We start from the raw sequence: 16,011 nt of genomic DNA on the forward strand, positions 1-16,011 counted from the left end.
ATCGCACGCCCTTTGGTTATTATTATGACAAGTCTTTATCTTTTTCGATAAACTTTTTATTTTTCCTTCTTATTATGAAGACAATTTTTTGAAAAGGATGCTATTCTCGCGGGACAAAAAAATGTTTGAAATTGTTGATGGCATAGTTATCGGTAAGCCCTGAGACATAATCGGTGACAGCTTTGGTCAGGTCGCCGCCCGTCCAGATTAAATATTCCGGTGGCATAACTTCCGGATGCTTCAGGTAGTAGTCAAACAAGATTTCGATGATCACCCGGCCTTTACTGCGTTCATCCTTGAGATTAGCGCTTAAGTAAACCCGTTCAAACATAAAATCGCGAAATTCTTTCATCGCCGCAGCCACTTCGGCGGACTGACTGATTACGGACTTACCCTCGGAGGTGCTGATCATATCAATCACCATGGTTGTGATCATTTTACTCGGTGTTTCCCCCAACCGTTGTCTGACCCCGTTAGGGAGGTCATTCGCAGTAAGAAGTTCCGCTCGCAGAGCGTCGTCATAATCGTGGCAAAGGTAGGCAATCCGGTCTCCTATTTTTACAATTTGGCCTTCCAGCGTTTTGGGAACGCCGCTGCCCGTATGATGAAGAATGCCATCCAGCACCTCTTCGGTCAGATTAATGCCTTCGCCGTCACCCGTCAGCGCGGTATAAACACGCACAGATTGCTCGTTGTGTTCAAAATGGCCGATGATAGAGGCAATTGCTTCTTCACCGACATGGCCGAACGGTGTGTGGCCAACGTCGTGTCCCAAGGCAATCGCTTCAATCAAATCTTCATTGAGCTTCAACCCGCGACCAATGGTACGGCAGATTTGGGCGACCTCGAGACTATGTGTCATCCGTGTCCGGTAATGATCACCGAGAGGCGCAATATATACCTGTGTCTTATGTTTTAAACGACGAAAGGGCTTGCTGTGAAGAATCCGATCCCGATCTCTTTGGAACTTGGTCCGGATGGTGCATTCCACCTCATCCTGGGCCCTCTTGGCTTCAGCGCTTTTGGCCGCAAAAGGGGAAAGCCGCTGAAATTCTTCTTGTTCCGTCCGCAACCGAATCTCCAAAGTCATTAACACCACCTTTTTAGCGATACAGCTGGGATAAACTGGCTTGAGGCCACAATTCCGCCACATGGCGGAATATTAAAAATCTGTACTTAGTGATTACCTGATTCTCAAAATCTATCCTCATAACGTTAATCTTAATATGTTAATTCAACGTTGAAAGCCAAATTCCTCCTTAAAGCATTAAATTGTAACACAAAACAGAGGCATATACAAAATACATTATATGCCTCATTTTAACCGATATTACTGGATTAACCGTTTCTTGGTCTTTTAAACGGCTGTTTCTCCAGTTTTTAAGTTTTTTGCTAGTTCTTCTTCCTCTTTCAATTTAGCCATTTTCTCTTTTTGGATCCGCTTGCTTTCTTCCCGTCGCAGGCGCCAAAGCGCACGTGCCTCTTCCTTTGCTTCCGCTGTCAGCTCTGTTCCGCAAGCCCGACATTTTGAGAATTCCATGTAGGCTCTATTTCCACAACCCGGGCACGTCATCCATTTAGCTTTGCAGCGTTCACAGTTCATATTCACGCAACCGGCATAGGTACACATCTTTCACACCTCTTTATTGCTCGTTTTATTCTCCATCTTTTCTTTCATTTCAGCCGAAGCTTTCTCCAGGTGTTTTCTTTCTTCTCGCTCCGCTTTTTTCTGCCGCCACAGGACGGACGCGGTATCCCTGGCTTCTTTGGTCAGCTCCGTTTTACAGATACTGCATTGTCGTAACATGATTCCCGTCTTTTCTCCACAGACAGGGCACTTCATCCATTTCGGTCTGCATTTTTCACAGTGTGCACTGACACAGCTACCATGTGAACACACGTCATGCTCGCTCCTCTTCTCAATGGTTGGCCATACGTGAATGGATAGGATTATACAAAAATATTATAGTCTTTTTTCTTACAAAATGCGAATAATCATCATGCAGGTTTTCTTCAGTCGATTATATAAGAAAATCTTGGCTACTAAAAAACTGTGTCGCCTTACTACTTTCTCGTAGTCTTGCGACACAGCTTATAAATCCAGTATCGGTTGATCACCCAATTATTGATTTATCTTTGTCTACTTGCTTTTCACTTTGAGCGCGGCTTGGGCAGCTGCCAGACGGGCAATCGGCACCCGGAACGGCGAGCAGGAGACATAATCCAGGTTGATTTCCTGACAGAACGCAATGGAGGCCGGATCGCCACCGTGTTCGCCGCAGATTCCGATCTTAATATCGGGGTTGGCTTTTCTTCCGGCACCAACGCAGGTTTTCATGATGCGGCCGACACCGTCTCTGTCAAGAACTGCGAAAGGATTAACCTCAAGAACCTTCGCATTGATATAATCCGGCAGGAATTTGCCTTCAGCGTCGTCACGGGAGAATCCGAGAACGGTCTGAGTCAGGTCGTTGGTACCGAAGGAGAAGAAATCGGCATAGGGCGCAATTTCATCCGCGGTTAGCGCCGCACGCGGGGTTTCGATCATCGTTCCGACTTTATAATTAATGGTGACACCTTGTTCTTTCATTACTTCCTGAGCAATCTCGTCCGCTTGTTGACGCAGGATTTCCAGTTCTTTGTGATGGATAACAAGCGGTATCTTCACATACGGATAGACGTCGACACCTTCTTTGACCAATCGGGCAGCAGCCTGGAAGATAGCCCGATTCTGCATCGCGTAGATTTCCGGGAAAGTAATGGCCAACCGGCAGCCGCGATGACCCAGCATCGGGTTCATTTCCTGCAGGGCGCGTACCTTTTTCAGCAGACTTTCTTTGCTCTTTATCGCTTCTTGGACCTTGGAATCGTTCAAGTCCGCAGTCAGTTTCAGCTTCTGGATCTCCATGGCCAGTTCTTCGCCGTCCGGCAAGAATTCATGCAGCGGGGGATCGAGCAGGCGGATGGTGACTTTCAGTCCCTGCATGGCTTTGAGGATACCGTAGAAATCGCTTTCCTGCATGGGCAGCAGTTCGGCAAGAGCCGCTTCCCGTTCCGGAAGGGTCTGCGCCAGGATCATTTTTTGGACGATGGGCAGACGGGCCGGATCCATAAACATATGCTCCGTTCGGCAAAGTCCGATACCCTGTGCACCGAATTCCCGTGATTTAGCGGCATCCGGTGGGTTATCGGCATTGGCCATAACCTGCATTGTCCGAATCTCATCCGCCCATTTCAGGATGGTCTGGAATTCGTCACTCAGTTCGGGATCTTTCATCGGAACAGAACCGCGGATAACTTGGCCTGTGGCGCCGTCGATGGTGATTTCCGAACTCTCGGTGTAGACGATATCGTTAACGGTCATGGTTTTTTCAGCTAAATTAATTTTCAGGGCATCACAGCCGCAGACAGCCGGTTTTCCCATGTGTCTGGCCACAACAGCAGCATGGCTGGTCATACCGCCGCGGCTGGTCAGAATCCCTTGGGCCGCAAGCATGCCGTGAATATCGTCGGGTGTTGTTTCGGTACCGACCAAAATCACTTTTTGACCGTCTTCACCCAGTCTCTGGGCGTCATCAGCATCAAAGACAATCTTGCCGGAGGCTGCTCCGGGTGAAGCAGGCAGACCGGTGGCGATAACATCCAGCTTCGCCTGGTCATCGATCCTGCGATGCAGCAGCTTATCCAGTTGCTGCGGATCGATACGTTCCACCGCTTCTTCCTTGGTAATCAGTCCCTCTTGGCATAATTCCACAGCGATGCGGATCGCAGCGGAAGCGGTGCATTTTCCGTTACGTGTCTGGAGTATGTAAAGTCTGCCTTTTTCGATGGTAAACTCAATATCCTGCATATTACGGTAATGATTTTCCAGGAGAGCGGCAATATCACAGAACTGTTGATAGATTGCCGGATTTTCACTCTGCAGACTGTCAATGGGCTGCGGTGTACGGATACCGGCCACAACGTCTTCACCCTGAGCGTTCATCAAATATTCGCCATAGAGATGTCTTTCGCCGGTGGATGGATTTCGGGTAAAGGCAACGCCTGTTCCGGAATCATTGCCCATATTGCCGAAGACCATGGACTGGACGTTAACGGCTGTGCCGTAGCTGTCTGGGATACCGTTGGCTTTACGGTAAACGATCGCCCGGTGATTATTCCAGGATTTAAATACAGCGGTAATCGCCTGTCGGAGCTGCTCATACGGATCATCCGGGAAAGGAACGCCCGTTTCCTGTTTGACCAGTTTCTTAAATTCAAGGACCAATTCCTGAAGGCTTTCCGGTGATAGCTCAGAATCATAACGGACACCTTGTTTATCTTTCACATCTTCCAAGATATTTTCAAATTTATGGCTGGAGATACCAAGAACGACATCGCCGAACATCTGGATGAAACGACGGTAGCAGTCATGAGCAAACCGGGGATTACCAGTTGCTTCGCTGACACCGTTTGCGGTATCCGGATTTAAGCCGAGGTTAAGAATGGTGTCCATCATCCCGGGCATGGAGATCCTGGCACCGGAACGAACAGAGACTAAGAGCGGATTTTGTGGATCACCGAATTTCTTGCCGCTTTGGTCTTCAACATCGCGAATCGCAGGCAAGATTTGTTCCCATAAACCCTCCGGCAGCTGTTCACCCTCTTCATAATATTCAAGGCAAGCTTCTGTCGTTATGGTAAAACCCTGGGGGACGCTCAGACCGATATTGGTCATTTCAGCCAGGTTTGCGCCCTTGCCTCCCAAGAGGTTTTTCATACCGGCACTGCCCTCACGAAATAAATACACATACTTCTTATCAACCATTACTCTTCAACTCCCCATTAATTGTTACTTTTTGCAGAATCAGGCTGGCGGTTTCCTCAACCGCCTTATTGGTGGTGTCTATGATAGTGCAGCCAATCTTTTTCATGATCTGTTTGGCGTAATCCAGTTCTTCCATAATTCTGTCAAGATTGGCGTAGTCCGCGGAGGGGCCAAGTCCGAGTGTTTTTAAGCGTTCACTGCGGATCTGGTTTAATTTGTCCGGACTGATGATGAGTCCGAACACTTTGTTTTTTTGGACCTGATATAACTCTCTTGGCGGGGATACTTCCGGTACCAGCGGGATATTGGCTGTCTTTATCCCCCGGTGGGCTAAATACATGCTGAGCGGTGTTTTGGAAGTCCGTGAAACGCCAATAAGCACAACATCAGCAAATAACATGCCCCGCGGGTCTTTGCCGTCATCATATTTGACTGCAAATTCTACCGCCTCTACTTTGCGGAAATATTGTTCGTCCAGACGGTGGGTAATATTCGGGATGTTCTTGGGTTGAAGTCCTGTTTTATGACCCAGTGCGGATATGAGAGGACTTAGGATATCGATCGTTGTCAGGTTCTTTTCCTTGGCCCGCTTTTCAATGTAGTTTCTCAAGTTGGTCAGTACGAGAGTATAAACAAGGATCGCCTGTTCCTCCACAGCCTCTTCCAGAATCTCGTCAATATGTGTTTCATCCTGGACATAAGGCACCCGGCGGATTTTTGTTTTAATACCGTTAAACTGGGCCGCAGCTGCCCGGCTGACAAATTCAGCCGTCTCTCCAATCGCATCGGAAATCACGTAGATTACCGGGATTTGTTCTGTCACCCATCCATCCTCCTCACTGATTGTATGGTTTCCTTCAGCATTTCATACCTAGTTCCACAAACAGGTTCGTGACATTGGTTTTTGTAAATCGGCCAATGACTTCATAGCTTTCCTGTCCATTCTCGTTGATATAGTTTTCGACGACGGGCAGCGAGTCTACCTGATGGTGAACAAGCTTCTTGGCGGCCTCGAGAACGGATTCATCAGCCGTTGCCATGATGATATTCGGCATCCGCGTCATGATGACGCTGATAGGAACCTGATGCAGATCCGTATGCCCTAACGAAGCCTTAAGAATATCTTTGCGTGAAACCATACCTTTTAGTTCATGCCTGTCATTAATGACGATCAAGCTTCCCACATTATTGGTGAACATCGAAACGACAGCATCGTAAATAGAGATCGATTCTTTAACCGATGCCGCAATCGATTTGAAATCGCCGACCCGGAGCTGCTGCATTCTTAACGCGATGGGTGAAGGTCCGGTGTCTTCGTTGTAGAAATAGCCAACACGCGGCCGGGCTTCCAACACGCCGGCCATTGTTAGGATTGTCAGATCAGGGCGCAATGTGGCCCTATTGGTTCTCAGCTGGCTGGCAATCTGTTCTCCCGTCATCGGACTGGTTTTTTTCACGAGTTCGACTATTTTTTCTTGGCGTTCCGAAAGCTGCATATCTTCTCACCTTCTGATCATCGGTAATTACAGTGTACCTTGGCTGACGCCAAGTCTGGCGGCAGCTCTAGCTGAACTTAGATATACCATCTCTCAATTGTGATTACATAATTATATCGATACACCTTAATAATATATCACATTTAAATATTATAGACCATTTCTGCTAAATGTACAGCCTAAAATTTACGTTTTTTGGTCGGAATGTGTTATATTATTTGTTGCTGTTGTGATATGCATTCAATAGCATCATCCCAAGGTGTCTATAGTAAATTGGACGGACATGTTAACAGAATGGAAAAATAATTTGTTTTTCATGAAATATTTCTTGAAGTTACTGCATTGGAAATGCTACAATTATTTTACAATTTTCACTAAATTACAATTAAATTAGAGCAACGACAATAGCAAACCTGGCGAAAGCCAGGGACGCAAAGCCATGGGTCTTCCGGATATTCCGATGACTGCCAGGCCGCCGAATCCGCTCAGGTTTGTTATTTATGTCGCCATACCCTTTTGTTGGCGATTTTTTGTTAACTCCATTTCAGAAAGGAAGAATACCGTTGCGCCAGATAAGTGTTAACCGGCTTCAACAAGGTGCTGTGCTTGGACGGACGATTTTCTCACACAGTGGGCGTGTCCTTCTCGGAAAAGGTGTCATGCTGACCCATTCTTATATCGACCGTTTAAAAGAGCTGGGTATCAGTATTGTCTATGTGGACGATGAGGAATCGAAAGATGTCGTCATCGAAGACGTTATTTCCGATGAAAGCCGACGGGAGGCCATTAACACCTTGGAGCATTTTGCGGAAGCAGTTAGGATCGGCAAAGAGCTTAGTGGCTTTCAGGTGAAGAAAGCGGTCAATAACATAATAGGAGATATTCTGTTTCAAAAAGATATCTTTATCAGCCTGACGGATATGCGCAGTTATGACAATCAGATCTATACGCATTCTGTGAGTGTTTGTGTCCTTTCCATCATCATCGGTAAGGCACTGGGACTGGATAAAGAAACTTTGGAAGCGCTGGCAACCGGTGCTTTGCTCCATGATATCGGAACCGTCAAGCTACCCAAGGATTTACTTGCTAAACGGGATGTCTTTACTGCCAAAGAAACTGAGCTGTACCAAACCCACACCATCCATGGCTATGATATCCTTCGTACCAAAAACGATTTGAATTTACTCAGTGCCCATATCGCGCTGCAGCATCATGAGTGGCTGAACGGCAGCGGCTATCCCCGTAAATTATCCGGTAACCGTCTCCATACCCTGGCCCAAATCGTCGGGCTGGCAGACTTCTATGATAACCTGGTTAATGACGGTCCAGGGCATAATCGGATCGTGCCCCACGAAGCCTGTGAAATCGTAATGGGGTGTGCCAATAAGCTGTATTCGCAGCAGCTGATTGTTACATTTTTAAAGCATATTGCTGTTTATCCCACAGGCTGCACAGTCAAACTGAGTACCGGCGAAGTCGGAATTGTTGTCGACCAAAACAAAAGTCTGCCGATGCGGCCAATCATCCGGGTTCTCATGTCCGATAAGGAGATGTCGCATGTTCAAGCCAAAGAATATAACCTGATCGAGGATCTGACGACCTTCATTGTGACTATGGTTGAGTAGACTGTTTTCAGGGGACAAATAATAAGTAAAAGTAATACTTTCTGACATACGAAGAAAGGCCGCTGTCTACGAGTAATTCGTTTGGCAGCGACCTGTATTAATATTAATTTGGTGTTCAGTATATTAACTGGAATAGAAATCGATACTGAGATTAAAAAACAACCTGAACCAATGGGGAAAATCCTGACACTTAGGCCAGCAGACTGAGATCACCCAAACAGCCCAGTGTATTGACACATTCCTTAAGCAGCCCTAAACGGGCATTTCTGACCGTAACGTCATCGTCCATGATCATGACATCCTCGAATAACTTTTCGATCAATGGAACGGCTTGCGCCGCAATGTGATAAGCTTGAGTGAATTCGGCAGCACGTAGGGCATCACTGACAAGGGGTGCTTTTTCCTTTAGGAGTGCGGCTAATTCGATTTCCGAGTTTTCCTTAAGATCAGCACTGTTCCATCCATCGGTGGTGGATTTTTTACTGAGGTTCATACAGCGGGTATAGGCATTGAGATAGGGAACAAAGTCATTTTGTTCTCTGTTCTTGGCCAGCGCTTGTGCTTTTTTCATCGTTCGGTATGGGATATCGGCGCCACCGGCAATCACCGCATCGATGATATCATAGCGCAGTCCGGATTCCTGCATAAGGTAACGGATTCGCTGCCCAAAGAAATCGATCAGGGCTGGTTCGATATCCGCTAAGGGTTCTAATGGAATACCTTGTTCCACAAAAATTCGATAAGAAGCTTCGATCAACTGCCGCAATGACAGATCAAGTTCATCTTGGATCAGCAGTCCAACGATACCCAGTGCTTGGCGTCTCAGCGCATATGGGTCTTGGGAGCCTGTCGGCTGAATTCCGATACCAAAAGATCCGACAATCGCATCCAGCTTATCGGCAATACTCACGACTTTTCCGGTATACGACACCGGCAGGACATCGCCGGCAAAACGCGGGCGGTAATGTTCCAGAATCCCAGCGCATACTTCTTTCGGTTCACCGTTTCCTGCGGCATAATAAGCGCCCATGATCCCCTGCAGTTCAGGAAAATCATAGACCATATGCGATACGAGGTCCGCTTTGGCTAATAGCGCCGCACGGTCGACCAGTTCTGTTTGCTTCGGATCGAGATTCATCGCGCTGGCAACTGCTGCTGCCAGTTGACGTAACCGTTCCACACGTTTCCCGACTGTACCGAGCTTTTCCTGATAGGTCACCCGGTTCAGTTTGTCGATATTGGTATGAAGCGGCTTTTTTAAATCTTCACGGAAATAGAAGGCAGCATCCTCTAAGCGGGCCTTCAGTACCTTCTTATTACCTTCCTTAACTAGATCAAGTGATGTGCTGTCCCCGTTACGAACCGTAATGAAATAAGGAAGAAGCCTCCCATCTTCGCCTCTTACTGGGAAGTAGCGCTGATGTTCTTTCATGGGTGTTGTGATGACTTCTTCCGGAAGTACCATATAGCTGACATCCACTTCACCAAGAAGTGCTGTCGGATATTCAACCAAATGGCTGATTTCCGTAAGCAAATCATCATCCTGATCCACTTTTCCCCCGACCTTCGCCGACAGAGTCTGAATTTGGCCCCAGATATTCTGCTTCCGTTTTTCATGATCAGCAAGGACATAGACGGTTTCTAACGCATCCACGTAATCACCCGGACAGACGAGCCGGGCGAAAGTTCCCAACGTCCGATGGCCGCGGGTTGTCCTTCCGGACTGCAGCCCTGCATACGTCACCGGTACGACCTCATCCCCGAACAAAGCGACGAGCCAGCGAATCGGACGGGCAAAACGAATTTCCTGATCTCCCCAGCGCATGGGTTTAGGGAAGTTCAAGCCGGTGATCAGATTAAGAGAGACTTCCGGCAGAAGTTTCTCTGTGACGTCGCCTTTTTGCGACTTTAAAGCATAAACGTAGGGAACACCATTTAATTCTTTAATGTAAAGCGCATCCGTACCAACGCCCTGGCCGCGGGCAAATCCTTCGGCCGCTTTGGTGGGTTTACCATCTGCGTCATAGGCAGCCTTTTGCGCCGGTCCTTTGACTTCCTCACTGATATCTGCCTGCATTTCATCCAGACTGTTTATCAAGAGCGCCAAACGTCTTGGCGTGACATAGCATTTTAAGTCTTTATAACCGATCCGCAGTTCAGTAAACAGCTTACGGGCGTTATTCTCCAATTGGGCAACAGCCCCTGGTGCAAATTTTGCGGGCATTTCTTCCATCCCGATTTCCAGTAAAAAGTCCTTACTCATTTCCTTATTCCCCTTTCTGCTTCAGCAATGGGAAGCCAAGTTCTTCCCGCTGAGCAACATATGCTTGGGCACAAAGACGGGCCAGATGCCTGACCCGGGCGATATAACCGGTGCGTTCAGTCACGCTGATTGCGCCTCTGGCCTCCAGGAGATTAAAGGTATGCGAGCATTTTAATACGTAATCGTAGGCAGGTACGACTAAACCGGCTTCAACGGTTCGCCCGGCTTCTTTCTCGTACATATCGAACCACTGTCTCAGTGCATCGACATCTGCTACTTCAAAATTATAACGCGAATAGTCTTTTTCATTTTGCAGGTAAATATCTCCGTAGGTAATATCACCGACCCATTCAATATCGAATACGCTGTCCTTGCTCTGAATAAAGGTGGCCAGCCGTTCGATGCCGTAAGTGATTTCAGCACAAACCGGTCTGCAGTCGATACCGCCGCACTGCTGGAAATACGTAAACTGAGTCACTTCCATACCATCAAGCCATACTTCCCAGCCCAGTCCCCAAGCACCTAATGTAGGGGACTCCCAGTTGTCTTCGACAAACCGGATATCATGGTCAGCCGGGTTGATTCCCAAGCGTTCAAGGCTTTCCAAATACAGCTCCTGCACGTTATCCGGCGAAGGTTTCAAAATGACCTGGTATTGGAAGTAATGCTGAAGACGGTTGGGGTTTTCCCCATAACGCCCGTCGGTGGGACGCCGGGATGGTTCGACATAAGCCACATTCCATGGCTCCGGGCCCAGAGCGCGCAAAAATGTCGCCGGGTTCATGGTTCCTGCACCTTTTTCCATATCATAGGGCTGTGCAATAATGCATCCTTGTTCACCCCAAAACTGATTCAGGGCAAGAATAAGATCTTGAAATTTCATGCGGTTTCCTCCTATTTAGGGGACAAAAGGGACGTAGCACTTGTCCCCTTTTAGTCACCATTAAATATAATGATTGGTGTTAATCCATTTCCAGTCACACCAAAAAATAAAACCCCCATCCATACAGCAATAATTGCTGCAGGGACGAGAGCATCTCCCGCGGTTCCACCCTGCTTGATCCGCAAGTAATATAGTGTCTTTACCCGGGATCCTCTTCGTGAATGTTACTGTCCGCTCCGGACTGCCTAACCCGTGTTTCCCCGCCCGGTTCCCAGCATCCCGGACTCTCTTTACGGCAAATCACGCGTATCCTTCCCTTCACAGCGGTATACTTTATCAAATATTATATGCTGTCAATACCTCACTGTCAATTATCGCGAAGCGCAAGGAAAAAATAAATCACCTCGAGTAAGGTAAATACCGTTATCTTATGATTAAGCAGGAAAGGTCATGATATATTCAGTAATGACATATTTTAATACATAATAATGCTTTTGCCGGGTATCAACAGGCCTATCCGGATATCTTAACACTGAGCAGCCAAACGAATACAGCCCCTCAGATTCGCACAACCCCAGCAGTAGGGGATTCTGATGCTACACAAGACCGTCTACCAACATCTATTCCCCAAAGGCATGGGTGTCTATATTGCTCTTAGTGCCCCTTTCCGGTGTTCCCAATAGTATCGGTACGCGGTTTTCGGCGTTTTATGCTTTTGAAGTTCTTCGAATCATCAATCTGCCGAAAATATTTATTCCCGTGGTTACCATTCTTGTATATTACCTGTTTAATTGGAAGAATCAATAATTTGCCATAAAGAAAGTTAGGTAACACCACTAATAGCAACAAGCCAAAAAAGGAGACAAAATCCTACGTCCCTTTTGTCCCCTTTACCAGAATTCGCTGCCCTGACGCCAGGCAAGGAGTTTTCGCTCAAATTTTTGTTGGCAAAAAAAGCATAGACTGCTCAGAATCTCACCACGGGTTTTTTTATTCCACCGCAGACGATCCAGCTTGCCGAGGTCAACTTGGTATAGTTGCCGCATAAGCGCCACACTTCCGGGATTCAGCGTTTTGACGACACGGTTGTTCTGGCACGATGCGCACAGAAAGCCGCCCGCGTCTGCGCTCAAAAAGGCCTGCTCGCTGTTTAAGGATTTGCCGCATTCGATGCAGTTATTAATCGCCGGAAGATAACCCTGCAGCTGCAGGAGTCTCAGGGCGTACGCCGCTTGAGCCAAATAGGGGTCGAGATGTTTGATTAAGAATAGAAAGCTTAGGGTCAGAACAAACAATTGCGGATCGGGATGCTCTCGTGTTGTTGAAATATCCAGCAGTTCAACCATACCAGAAGCCGCGATCGTCCGGTCAAAATCATCCCATAGATGAATGAAGCTTTCTTTAGGATGGGCTTGATTGACAATATCCAGCGTTTTACCGCGGTACAACAGAAAATCCGCATACGTAAAGAGCTGTGTCCCACCTCTCTGGGTGCTCTTTGGTTTGCGGACACCTTTGGCAATAGCCTCTAATTTCCCTTTTTCCCTGGAAAAAAGTGTGATAAGCCTATCCGACTCACCATATTCCCTGCTGCGGATCACTATGGCATCTGCCGAATAGACCGCCATCTTCCACCAACCCCGGTTCCTTTTCAATAATCCTTTTAACAAAATATCCTTAACAAAACGTGTCAATCACTTGATTGCTTATGCCTAAAATATGCTAATTATAGGTTAAAGGCACAATATTACGTGATAATCGCTATCCCCGAGCTGGTTCCCAATCTGTCGGCACCGGCTTCAATAAGCGCCATAGCCTGCTCTTTTGTTTTTATGCCGCCGGAGGCTTTCACTTTGACACTCGGGCCAACCCACCGTTTAAGGTCTCTGACATCGTCAACGGTAGCTCCCCCATAAAAACCTGTCGATGTTTTAATATAATCCGCATCGGCATCCCGGACGATCTCCGCCGCCATTTGCTTTTCTGACTGGTTCAATAATCCTGTCTCAATAATGATTTTGATTTTCAAGCCGGCACTCTGCGCCGTGTACACCATCCATTCGATATCCCGTTTGACCGCTTTCCAGTCGCCAGATTTTGCCCTGCCGACACACATCACCGCATCGACCTCACGGGCACCGTATGCTTTAGCTGCCATGATCTCCTGGATTTTCACCTCTGTCAGCGCAGCCCCCAGCGGAAAACCGATGACAGTCGATGGGATGACTGATGTCCCGTGTAACAAGCGCGCCGCGGTACAGATGTAAAGTGGATTAATGCAGACAGAGGCAAAACCGAATTTTACTGCCTCGTGACATAAGGCGACGATATCCTTTTCAGTTGCGTCCGGTTTAAGAAGGGTATGATCGATTCTTCCGGCAATATCCATGGTGACCTCTCCTTCATGTTGCATGAGATTACGCAGTTCCTGCTATTATTCATTCAAGTCTTTTAAATTATATCCCAGATCTCTGAGCTGGGTATTCTGATTACGCCAGTCTTTTTTCACCTTGACCCAAAGCTGTAAAAAAACCTTGCTGTCTAAAAGAGTTTCGATTTCCTCTCTGGCCAGTTTACCCACTTCCTTAAGGATACAGCCGTCCTTGCCGATAACGATTCCTTTTTGGGAGTCACGCTCTACCAGGATAACGGCCTCGATTTTAATCAGTGTCTTTTTCTCCTCCATGTTTTCCACGACAACGGCAACGGCATGCGGAACTTCTTCCCGGGTAAGGTTCATCAATTTTTCACGGATGAGTTCGGCAACAACAAATTTCTCCGGCTGGTCGATGACCACATCATCAGGGAAAAACATCGGCCCCGGCTGCAGCGCCTCAAAAATAAGGTCCATCAACTTGGCTGTGTTATTGGAATGCAGCGCCGATATGGGGATAACTTCCCTAAAGTCAGCCAATTTTGAGAGTGTGGCGATTTTAACCATCAGCTCTTCCTTGGTAATGAGATCGATTTTATTTAAAGCTAAAATACACGGGATTCCGCTTTCTTTGACGATCTGAAAGACATATTCATCCCCTGTGCCAAACGGAACAGACACATCAACCACACAGACAGCCATGTCGACGCCTTGTAAAGCGCTTTTTGCTGCAGCAACCATATATTCACCCAGCCGGTGCTTCGGCTTATGGATGCCGGGTGTATCGAAGAAAATGACTTGCCCCCGTTCTTCGGTCAGGATACAGCGTATCCTGTTCCGGGTAGCCTGGGGTTTATCCGATATGATCAGCACTTTTTGGCCCAGTAACGTATTTAATAGTGTTGACTTTCCGGCGTTTGGTCGACCGATGACCGCTACAAACCCGGAGCGAAATCCTTTTTTCCCTTGCTTATCCAAATCAAATACCTTCCCTTATTCAGAAACTTTATATAAAAACTCCGGGCCGAAGGCCTCGGGCAGCAACACCTGCAATCGGGTTTGGGCCATATCGCCTTGTCCATTAAGCAGTATAACAATACAATCTGAGGCAAATTCCCGGATCACCTGTCGGCAAGCGCCGCATGGTGATGGCATGTCCAACGCCGGAACAGCGATCGCTATGGCAAAGATTTGTTTCTCCCCGGTCAAAACTCCTTGATAAACGGCGTTCCGTTCCGCGCAAACGGTTAAGCCATAAGAAGCATTTTCAATATTTGCTCCGGATGTGATACGCCCAGAGTGCCAAAGTACGGCAGCCCCAACCTTATATCCAGAGTAAGGCGCATAGGCATTTTCATACGCTTTTTTAGCTTGATTCGCTAATAACACAGCCTGCTCTTGCTCTAACAGCATGGCGTTGTGCACTTCCATCCCAGCACTCCCCCTGCGCTCACTTAAAATAACCTGATCATATTGGGCCCGAAAATAATGATTCCGATAATAACGGCTTGTAATGCGGTTACCAGCACGGCCCCCGAAGCGATATCCTTACCAATTCCCGCCAGCGAATTGTAGTTAGGCTCAGCTAAATCAATCGCCCTCTCAATGGCGGTGTTAAATAATTCGGCAACGACAACACTGCCGATGGCGTATACGAGAAAGAGCCAATGCACCGTCGACAAATGAAAAAATAATCCGGCCAGAACAACAGCAGCTGCAGCGAACACATGAAACTTCATGTGTTTTTCTGTTTTAAGCGTGTAGATGATCCCATTTCCAGCCGCTTTGAAGCTCATGGAAAAATCCGTATTTTTACGGGTATCCGCCATCGCTTTTTACCTCACTGTCACCGGGTGAGACCCAAGTTTTCCATAACCTCTTCCTCGAGTCGCCGCATTATGCTGGTGTCTTCAACATTATTATGATCAAATCCAAGCAAATGCAAGGTCCCATGCACGGCCAGATATACAATCTCTCTGTCCAGGGAATGCCTATATTCTTCGGCTTGGGCTCGTGCCCGTTCGACGGAAATAACGATATCACCTAACGTCATGTCCTTGTAAAAGACATCTTCTTCGTCATCGGAAAACAAACCTTCCCCATCATCTGCCTCTTCACCATCGCTTAGGTATTCCTTATCGATCAGGTCCTCTACCGAAAAATCTTCCGATCCATCATCCGCGACGCCGGAAAGAGAATCATAGAACACATCCGGTTCGCCTTCACCTTTTTCCTGCATGGCAAAAGACAGGACATCCGTTGGCGCATCGACCCCGCGATAGGTGCGATTCATTTCATGGATTGCTGCGTCGTCGGTTAAAAGAAGCCCCATTTCAGCATCTTCCGGCCCATTAGCACATTTCAGCGCTTGTTCGATTCCTGTCCAGAGCAGTTCTGTTAGCTTCTTCTGTTCTTCTGCACTGACCGTTCTTTCTTCCCAATTGATATCCAGTTCCATCTTTCTGGAAAGGCCCGTCTCTTACAAGCCTTTCGTTCCCTCCTCACCTAATAACACGTGATTTACCCTAATCTACTATTGCATAATACTTTAAATGTTTTTTTG

16 protein-coding genes and 1 riboswitch are annotated in these 16,011 nt (G+C 47.3%); of the genes, 1 reads left to right on the plus strand and 15 read right to left on the minus strand.

What is annotated here, in order from left to right; genetic code table 11:
* Positions 1–100: 100 nt before the first annotated feature.
* The 6 genes from LPY66_RS18575 to LPY66_RS18600 form a co-directional block, all read right to left on the minus strand.
* The gene (locus LPY66_RS18575) at positions 101–1,090 is read right to left on the minus strand and encodes a deoxyguanosinetriphosphate triphosphohydrolase (protein WP_337985732.1); all 990 of its coding nucleotides are present in this window, start codon (positions 1,088–1,090) and stop codon (positions 101–103) included.
* A gap of 267 nt (positions 1,091–1,357) precedes the next feature.
* Positions 1,358–1,630: a hypothetical protein gene (locus tag LPY66_RS18580; protein ID WP_337985733.1), complete on the minus strand. Its 273-nt coding sequence runs from the start codon at positions 1,628–1,630 to the stop codon at positions 1,358–1,360.
* Positions 1,631–1,633: 3 nt separating this feature from the next.
* The gene (locus LPY66_RS18585) at positions 1,634–1,900 is read right to left on the minus strand and encodes a hypothetical protein (protein WP_337985734.1); all 267 of its coding nucleotides are present in this window, start codon (positions 1,898–1,900) and stop codon (positions 1,634–1,636) included.
* Positions 1,901–2,140: 240 nt separating this feature from the next.
* Positions 2,141–4,807 carry a pyruvate, phosphate dikinase gene (gene ppdK / locus LPY66_RS18590; RefSeq protein WP_337985735.1) on the minus strand — a complete coding sequence of 889 codons (2,667 nt, stop codon included), beginning with the start codon at positions 4,805–4,807 and terminating at the stop codon, positions 2,141–2,143.
* The gene (locus LPY66_RS18595; RefSeq protein ID WP_337985736.1) at positions 4,800–5,630 is read right to left on the minus strand and encodes a pyruvate, water dikinase regulatory protein; all 831 of its coding nucleotides are present in this window, start codon (positions 5,628–5,630) and stop codon (positions 4,800–4,802) included. Before LPY66_RS18595 ends, ppdK begins: the two co-directional genes overlap by 8 nt.
* Before the next feature lie 34 nt (positions 5,631–5,664).
* The gene (locus LPY66_RS18600) at positions 5,665–6,303 is read right to left on the minus strand and encodes a helix-turn-helix transcriptional regulator (RefSeq protein WP_337985737.1); all 639 of its coding nucleotides are present in this window, start codon (positions 6,301–6,303) and stop codon (positions 5,665–5,667) included.
* 396 nt (positions 6,304–6,699) lie between these two features.
* Positions 6,700–6,783, plus strand: a riboswitch (cyclic di-GMP riboswitch).
* An 83-nt stretch (positions 6,784–6,866) separates the two neighbouring features.
* Here LPY66_RS18600 and LPY66_RS18605 point away from each other — a divergent pair.
* Positions 6,867–7,928 (plus strand): HD-GYP domain-containing protein, encoded by a 1,062-nt coding sequence (locus LPY66_RS18605; RefSeq protein WP_337985738.1) that lies wholly within the window; start codon positions 6,867–6,869, stop codon positions 7,926–7,928.
* Positions 7,929–8,118: 190 nt separating this feature from the next.
* Here LPY66_RS18605 and glyS read toward each other — a convergent pair whose 3' ends face one another.
* The 9 genes from glyS to ybeY all read right to left on the minus strand — a co-directional run bounded on the left by glyS (position 8,119) and on the right by ybeY (position 15,906).
* Positions 8,119–10,191 (minus strand): glycine--tRNA ligase subunit beta, encoded by a 2,073-nt coding sequence (glyS, locus tag LPY66_RS18610; protein ID WP_337985739.1) that lies wholly within the window; start codon positions 10,189–10,191, stop codon positions 8,119–8,121.
* Between the two features lie 4 nt (positions 10,192–10,195).
* The gene (glyQ, locus tag LPY66_RS18615) at positions 10,196–11,074 is read right to left on the minus strand and encodes a glycine--tRNA ligase subunit alpha (protein ID WP_337985740.1); all 879 of its coding nucleotides are present in this window, start codon (positions 11,072–11,074) and stop codon (positions 10,196–10,198) included.
* Positions 11,075–11,273: 199 nt separating this feature from the next.
* The gene (locus tag LPY66_RS18620; protein WP_337985741.1) at positions 11,274–11,396 is read right to left on the minus strand and encodes a hypothetical protein; all 123 of its coding nucleotides are present in this window, start codon (positions 11,394–11,396) and stop codon (positions 11,274–11,276) included.
* Positions 11,397–11,964: 568 nt separating this feature from the next.
* Positions 11,965–12,702, minus strand: a complete 738-nt coding sequence (gene recO, locus LPY66_RS18625; RefSeq protein ID WP_337988137.1) for a DNA repair protein RecO — start codon at positions 12,700–12,702, stop codon at positions 11,965–11,967.
* A gap of 119 nt (positions 12,703–12,821) precedes the next feature.
* Positions 12,822–13,463: a deoxyribose-phosphate aldolase gene (deoC, locus tag LPY66_RS18630; RefSeq protein WP_337988138.1), complete on the minus strand. Its 642-nt coding sequence runs from the start codon at positions 13,461–13,463 to the stop codon at positions 12,822–12,824.
* A gap of 45 nt (positions 13,464–13,508) precedes the next feature.
* Positions 13,509–14,426: a GTPase Era gene (gene era, locus LPY66_RS18635; protein WP_337985742.1), complete on the minus strand. Its 918-nt coding sequence runs from the start codon at positions 14,424–14,426 to the stop codon at positions 13,509–13,511.
* Positions 14,427–14,441: 15 nt separating this feature from the next.
* Positions 14,442–14,879, minus strand: coding sequence for a cytidine deaminase (gene cdd / locus LPY66_RS18640; protein ID WP_337985743.1), 438 nt, complete (start codon positions 14,877–14,879; stop codon positions 14,442–14,444).
* A gap of 23 nt (positions 14,880–14,902) precedes the next feature.
* A complete protein-coding gene (locus LPY66_RS18645; RefSeq protein ID WP_337985744.1) occupies positions 14,903–15,277 on the minus strand; it encodes a diacylglycerol kinase family protein in 375 nt (124 codons plus the stop codon).
* A gap of 17 nt (positions 15,278–15,294) precedes the next feature.
* Positions 15,295–15,906: an rRNA maturation RNase YbeY gene (ybeY, locus tag LPY66_RS18650; RefSeq protein WP_337985745.1), complete on the minus strand. Its 612-nt coding sequence runs from the start codon at positions 15,904–15,906 to the stop codon at positions 15,295–15,297.
* Positions 15,907–16,011 lie beyond the last annotated feature (105 nt).

Source organism: Dehalobacter sp. DCM (assembly GCF_024972775.1).
Taxonomy (GTDB): domain Bacteria; phylum Bacillota; class Desulfitobacteriia; order Desulfitobacteriales; family Syntrophobotulaceae; genus Dehalobacter.

What these genes read in the sequence shown, in the direction of transcription:
- LPY66_RS18600 (WP_337985737.1), bottom strand. Translation starts at nt 6,303, where the DNA reads ATGCAGCTTTCGGAACGCCAAGAAAAAATAGTCGAACTCGTGAAAAAA.
- LPY66_RS18575 (WP_337985732.1), bottom strand. Translation starts at nt 1,090, where the DNA reads ATGACTTTGGAGATTCGGTTGCGGACGGAACAAGAAGAATTTCAGCGG.
- ppdK (WP_337985735.1), bottom strand. Translation starts at nt 4,807, where the DNA reads ATGGTTGATAAGAAGTATGTGTATTTATTTCGTGAGGGCAGTGCCGGT.
- recO (WP_337988137.1), bottom strand. Translation starts at nt 12,702, where the DNA reads ATGGCGGTCTATTCGGCAGATGCCATAGTGATCCGCAGCAGGGAATAT.
- glyQ (WP_337985740.1), bottom strand. Translation starts at nt 11,074, where the DNA reads ATGAAATTTCAAGATCTTATTCTTGCCCTGAATCAGTTTTGGGGTGAA.
- ybeY (WP_337985745.1), bottom strand. Translation starts at nt 15,906, where the DNA reads ATGGAACTGGATATCAATTGGGAAGAAAGAACGGTCAGTGCAGAAGAA.
- cdd (WP_337985743.1), bottom strand. Translation starts at nt 14,879, where the DNA reads ATGGAAGTGCACAACGCCATGCTGTTAGAGCAAGAGCAGGCTGTGTTA.
- glyS (WP_337985739.1), bottom strand. Translation starts at nt 10,191, where the DNA reads ATGAGTAAGGACTTTTTACTGGAAATCGGGATGGAAGAAATGCCCGCA.
- LPY66_RS18645 (WP_337985744.1), bottom strand. Translation starts at nt 15,277, where the DNA reads ATGGCGGATACCCGTAAAAATACGGATTTTTCCATGAGCTTCAAAGCG.
- deoC (WP_337988138.1), bottom strand. Translation starts at nt 13,463, where the DNA reads ATGGATATTGCCGGAAGAATCGATCATACCCTTCTTAAACCGGACGCA.
- LPY66_RS18580 (WP_337985733.1), bottom strand. Translation starts at nt 1,630, where the DNA reads ATGTGTACCTATGCCGGTTGCGTGAATATGAACTGTGAACGCTGCAAA.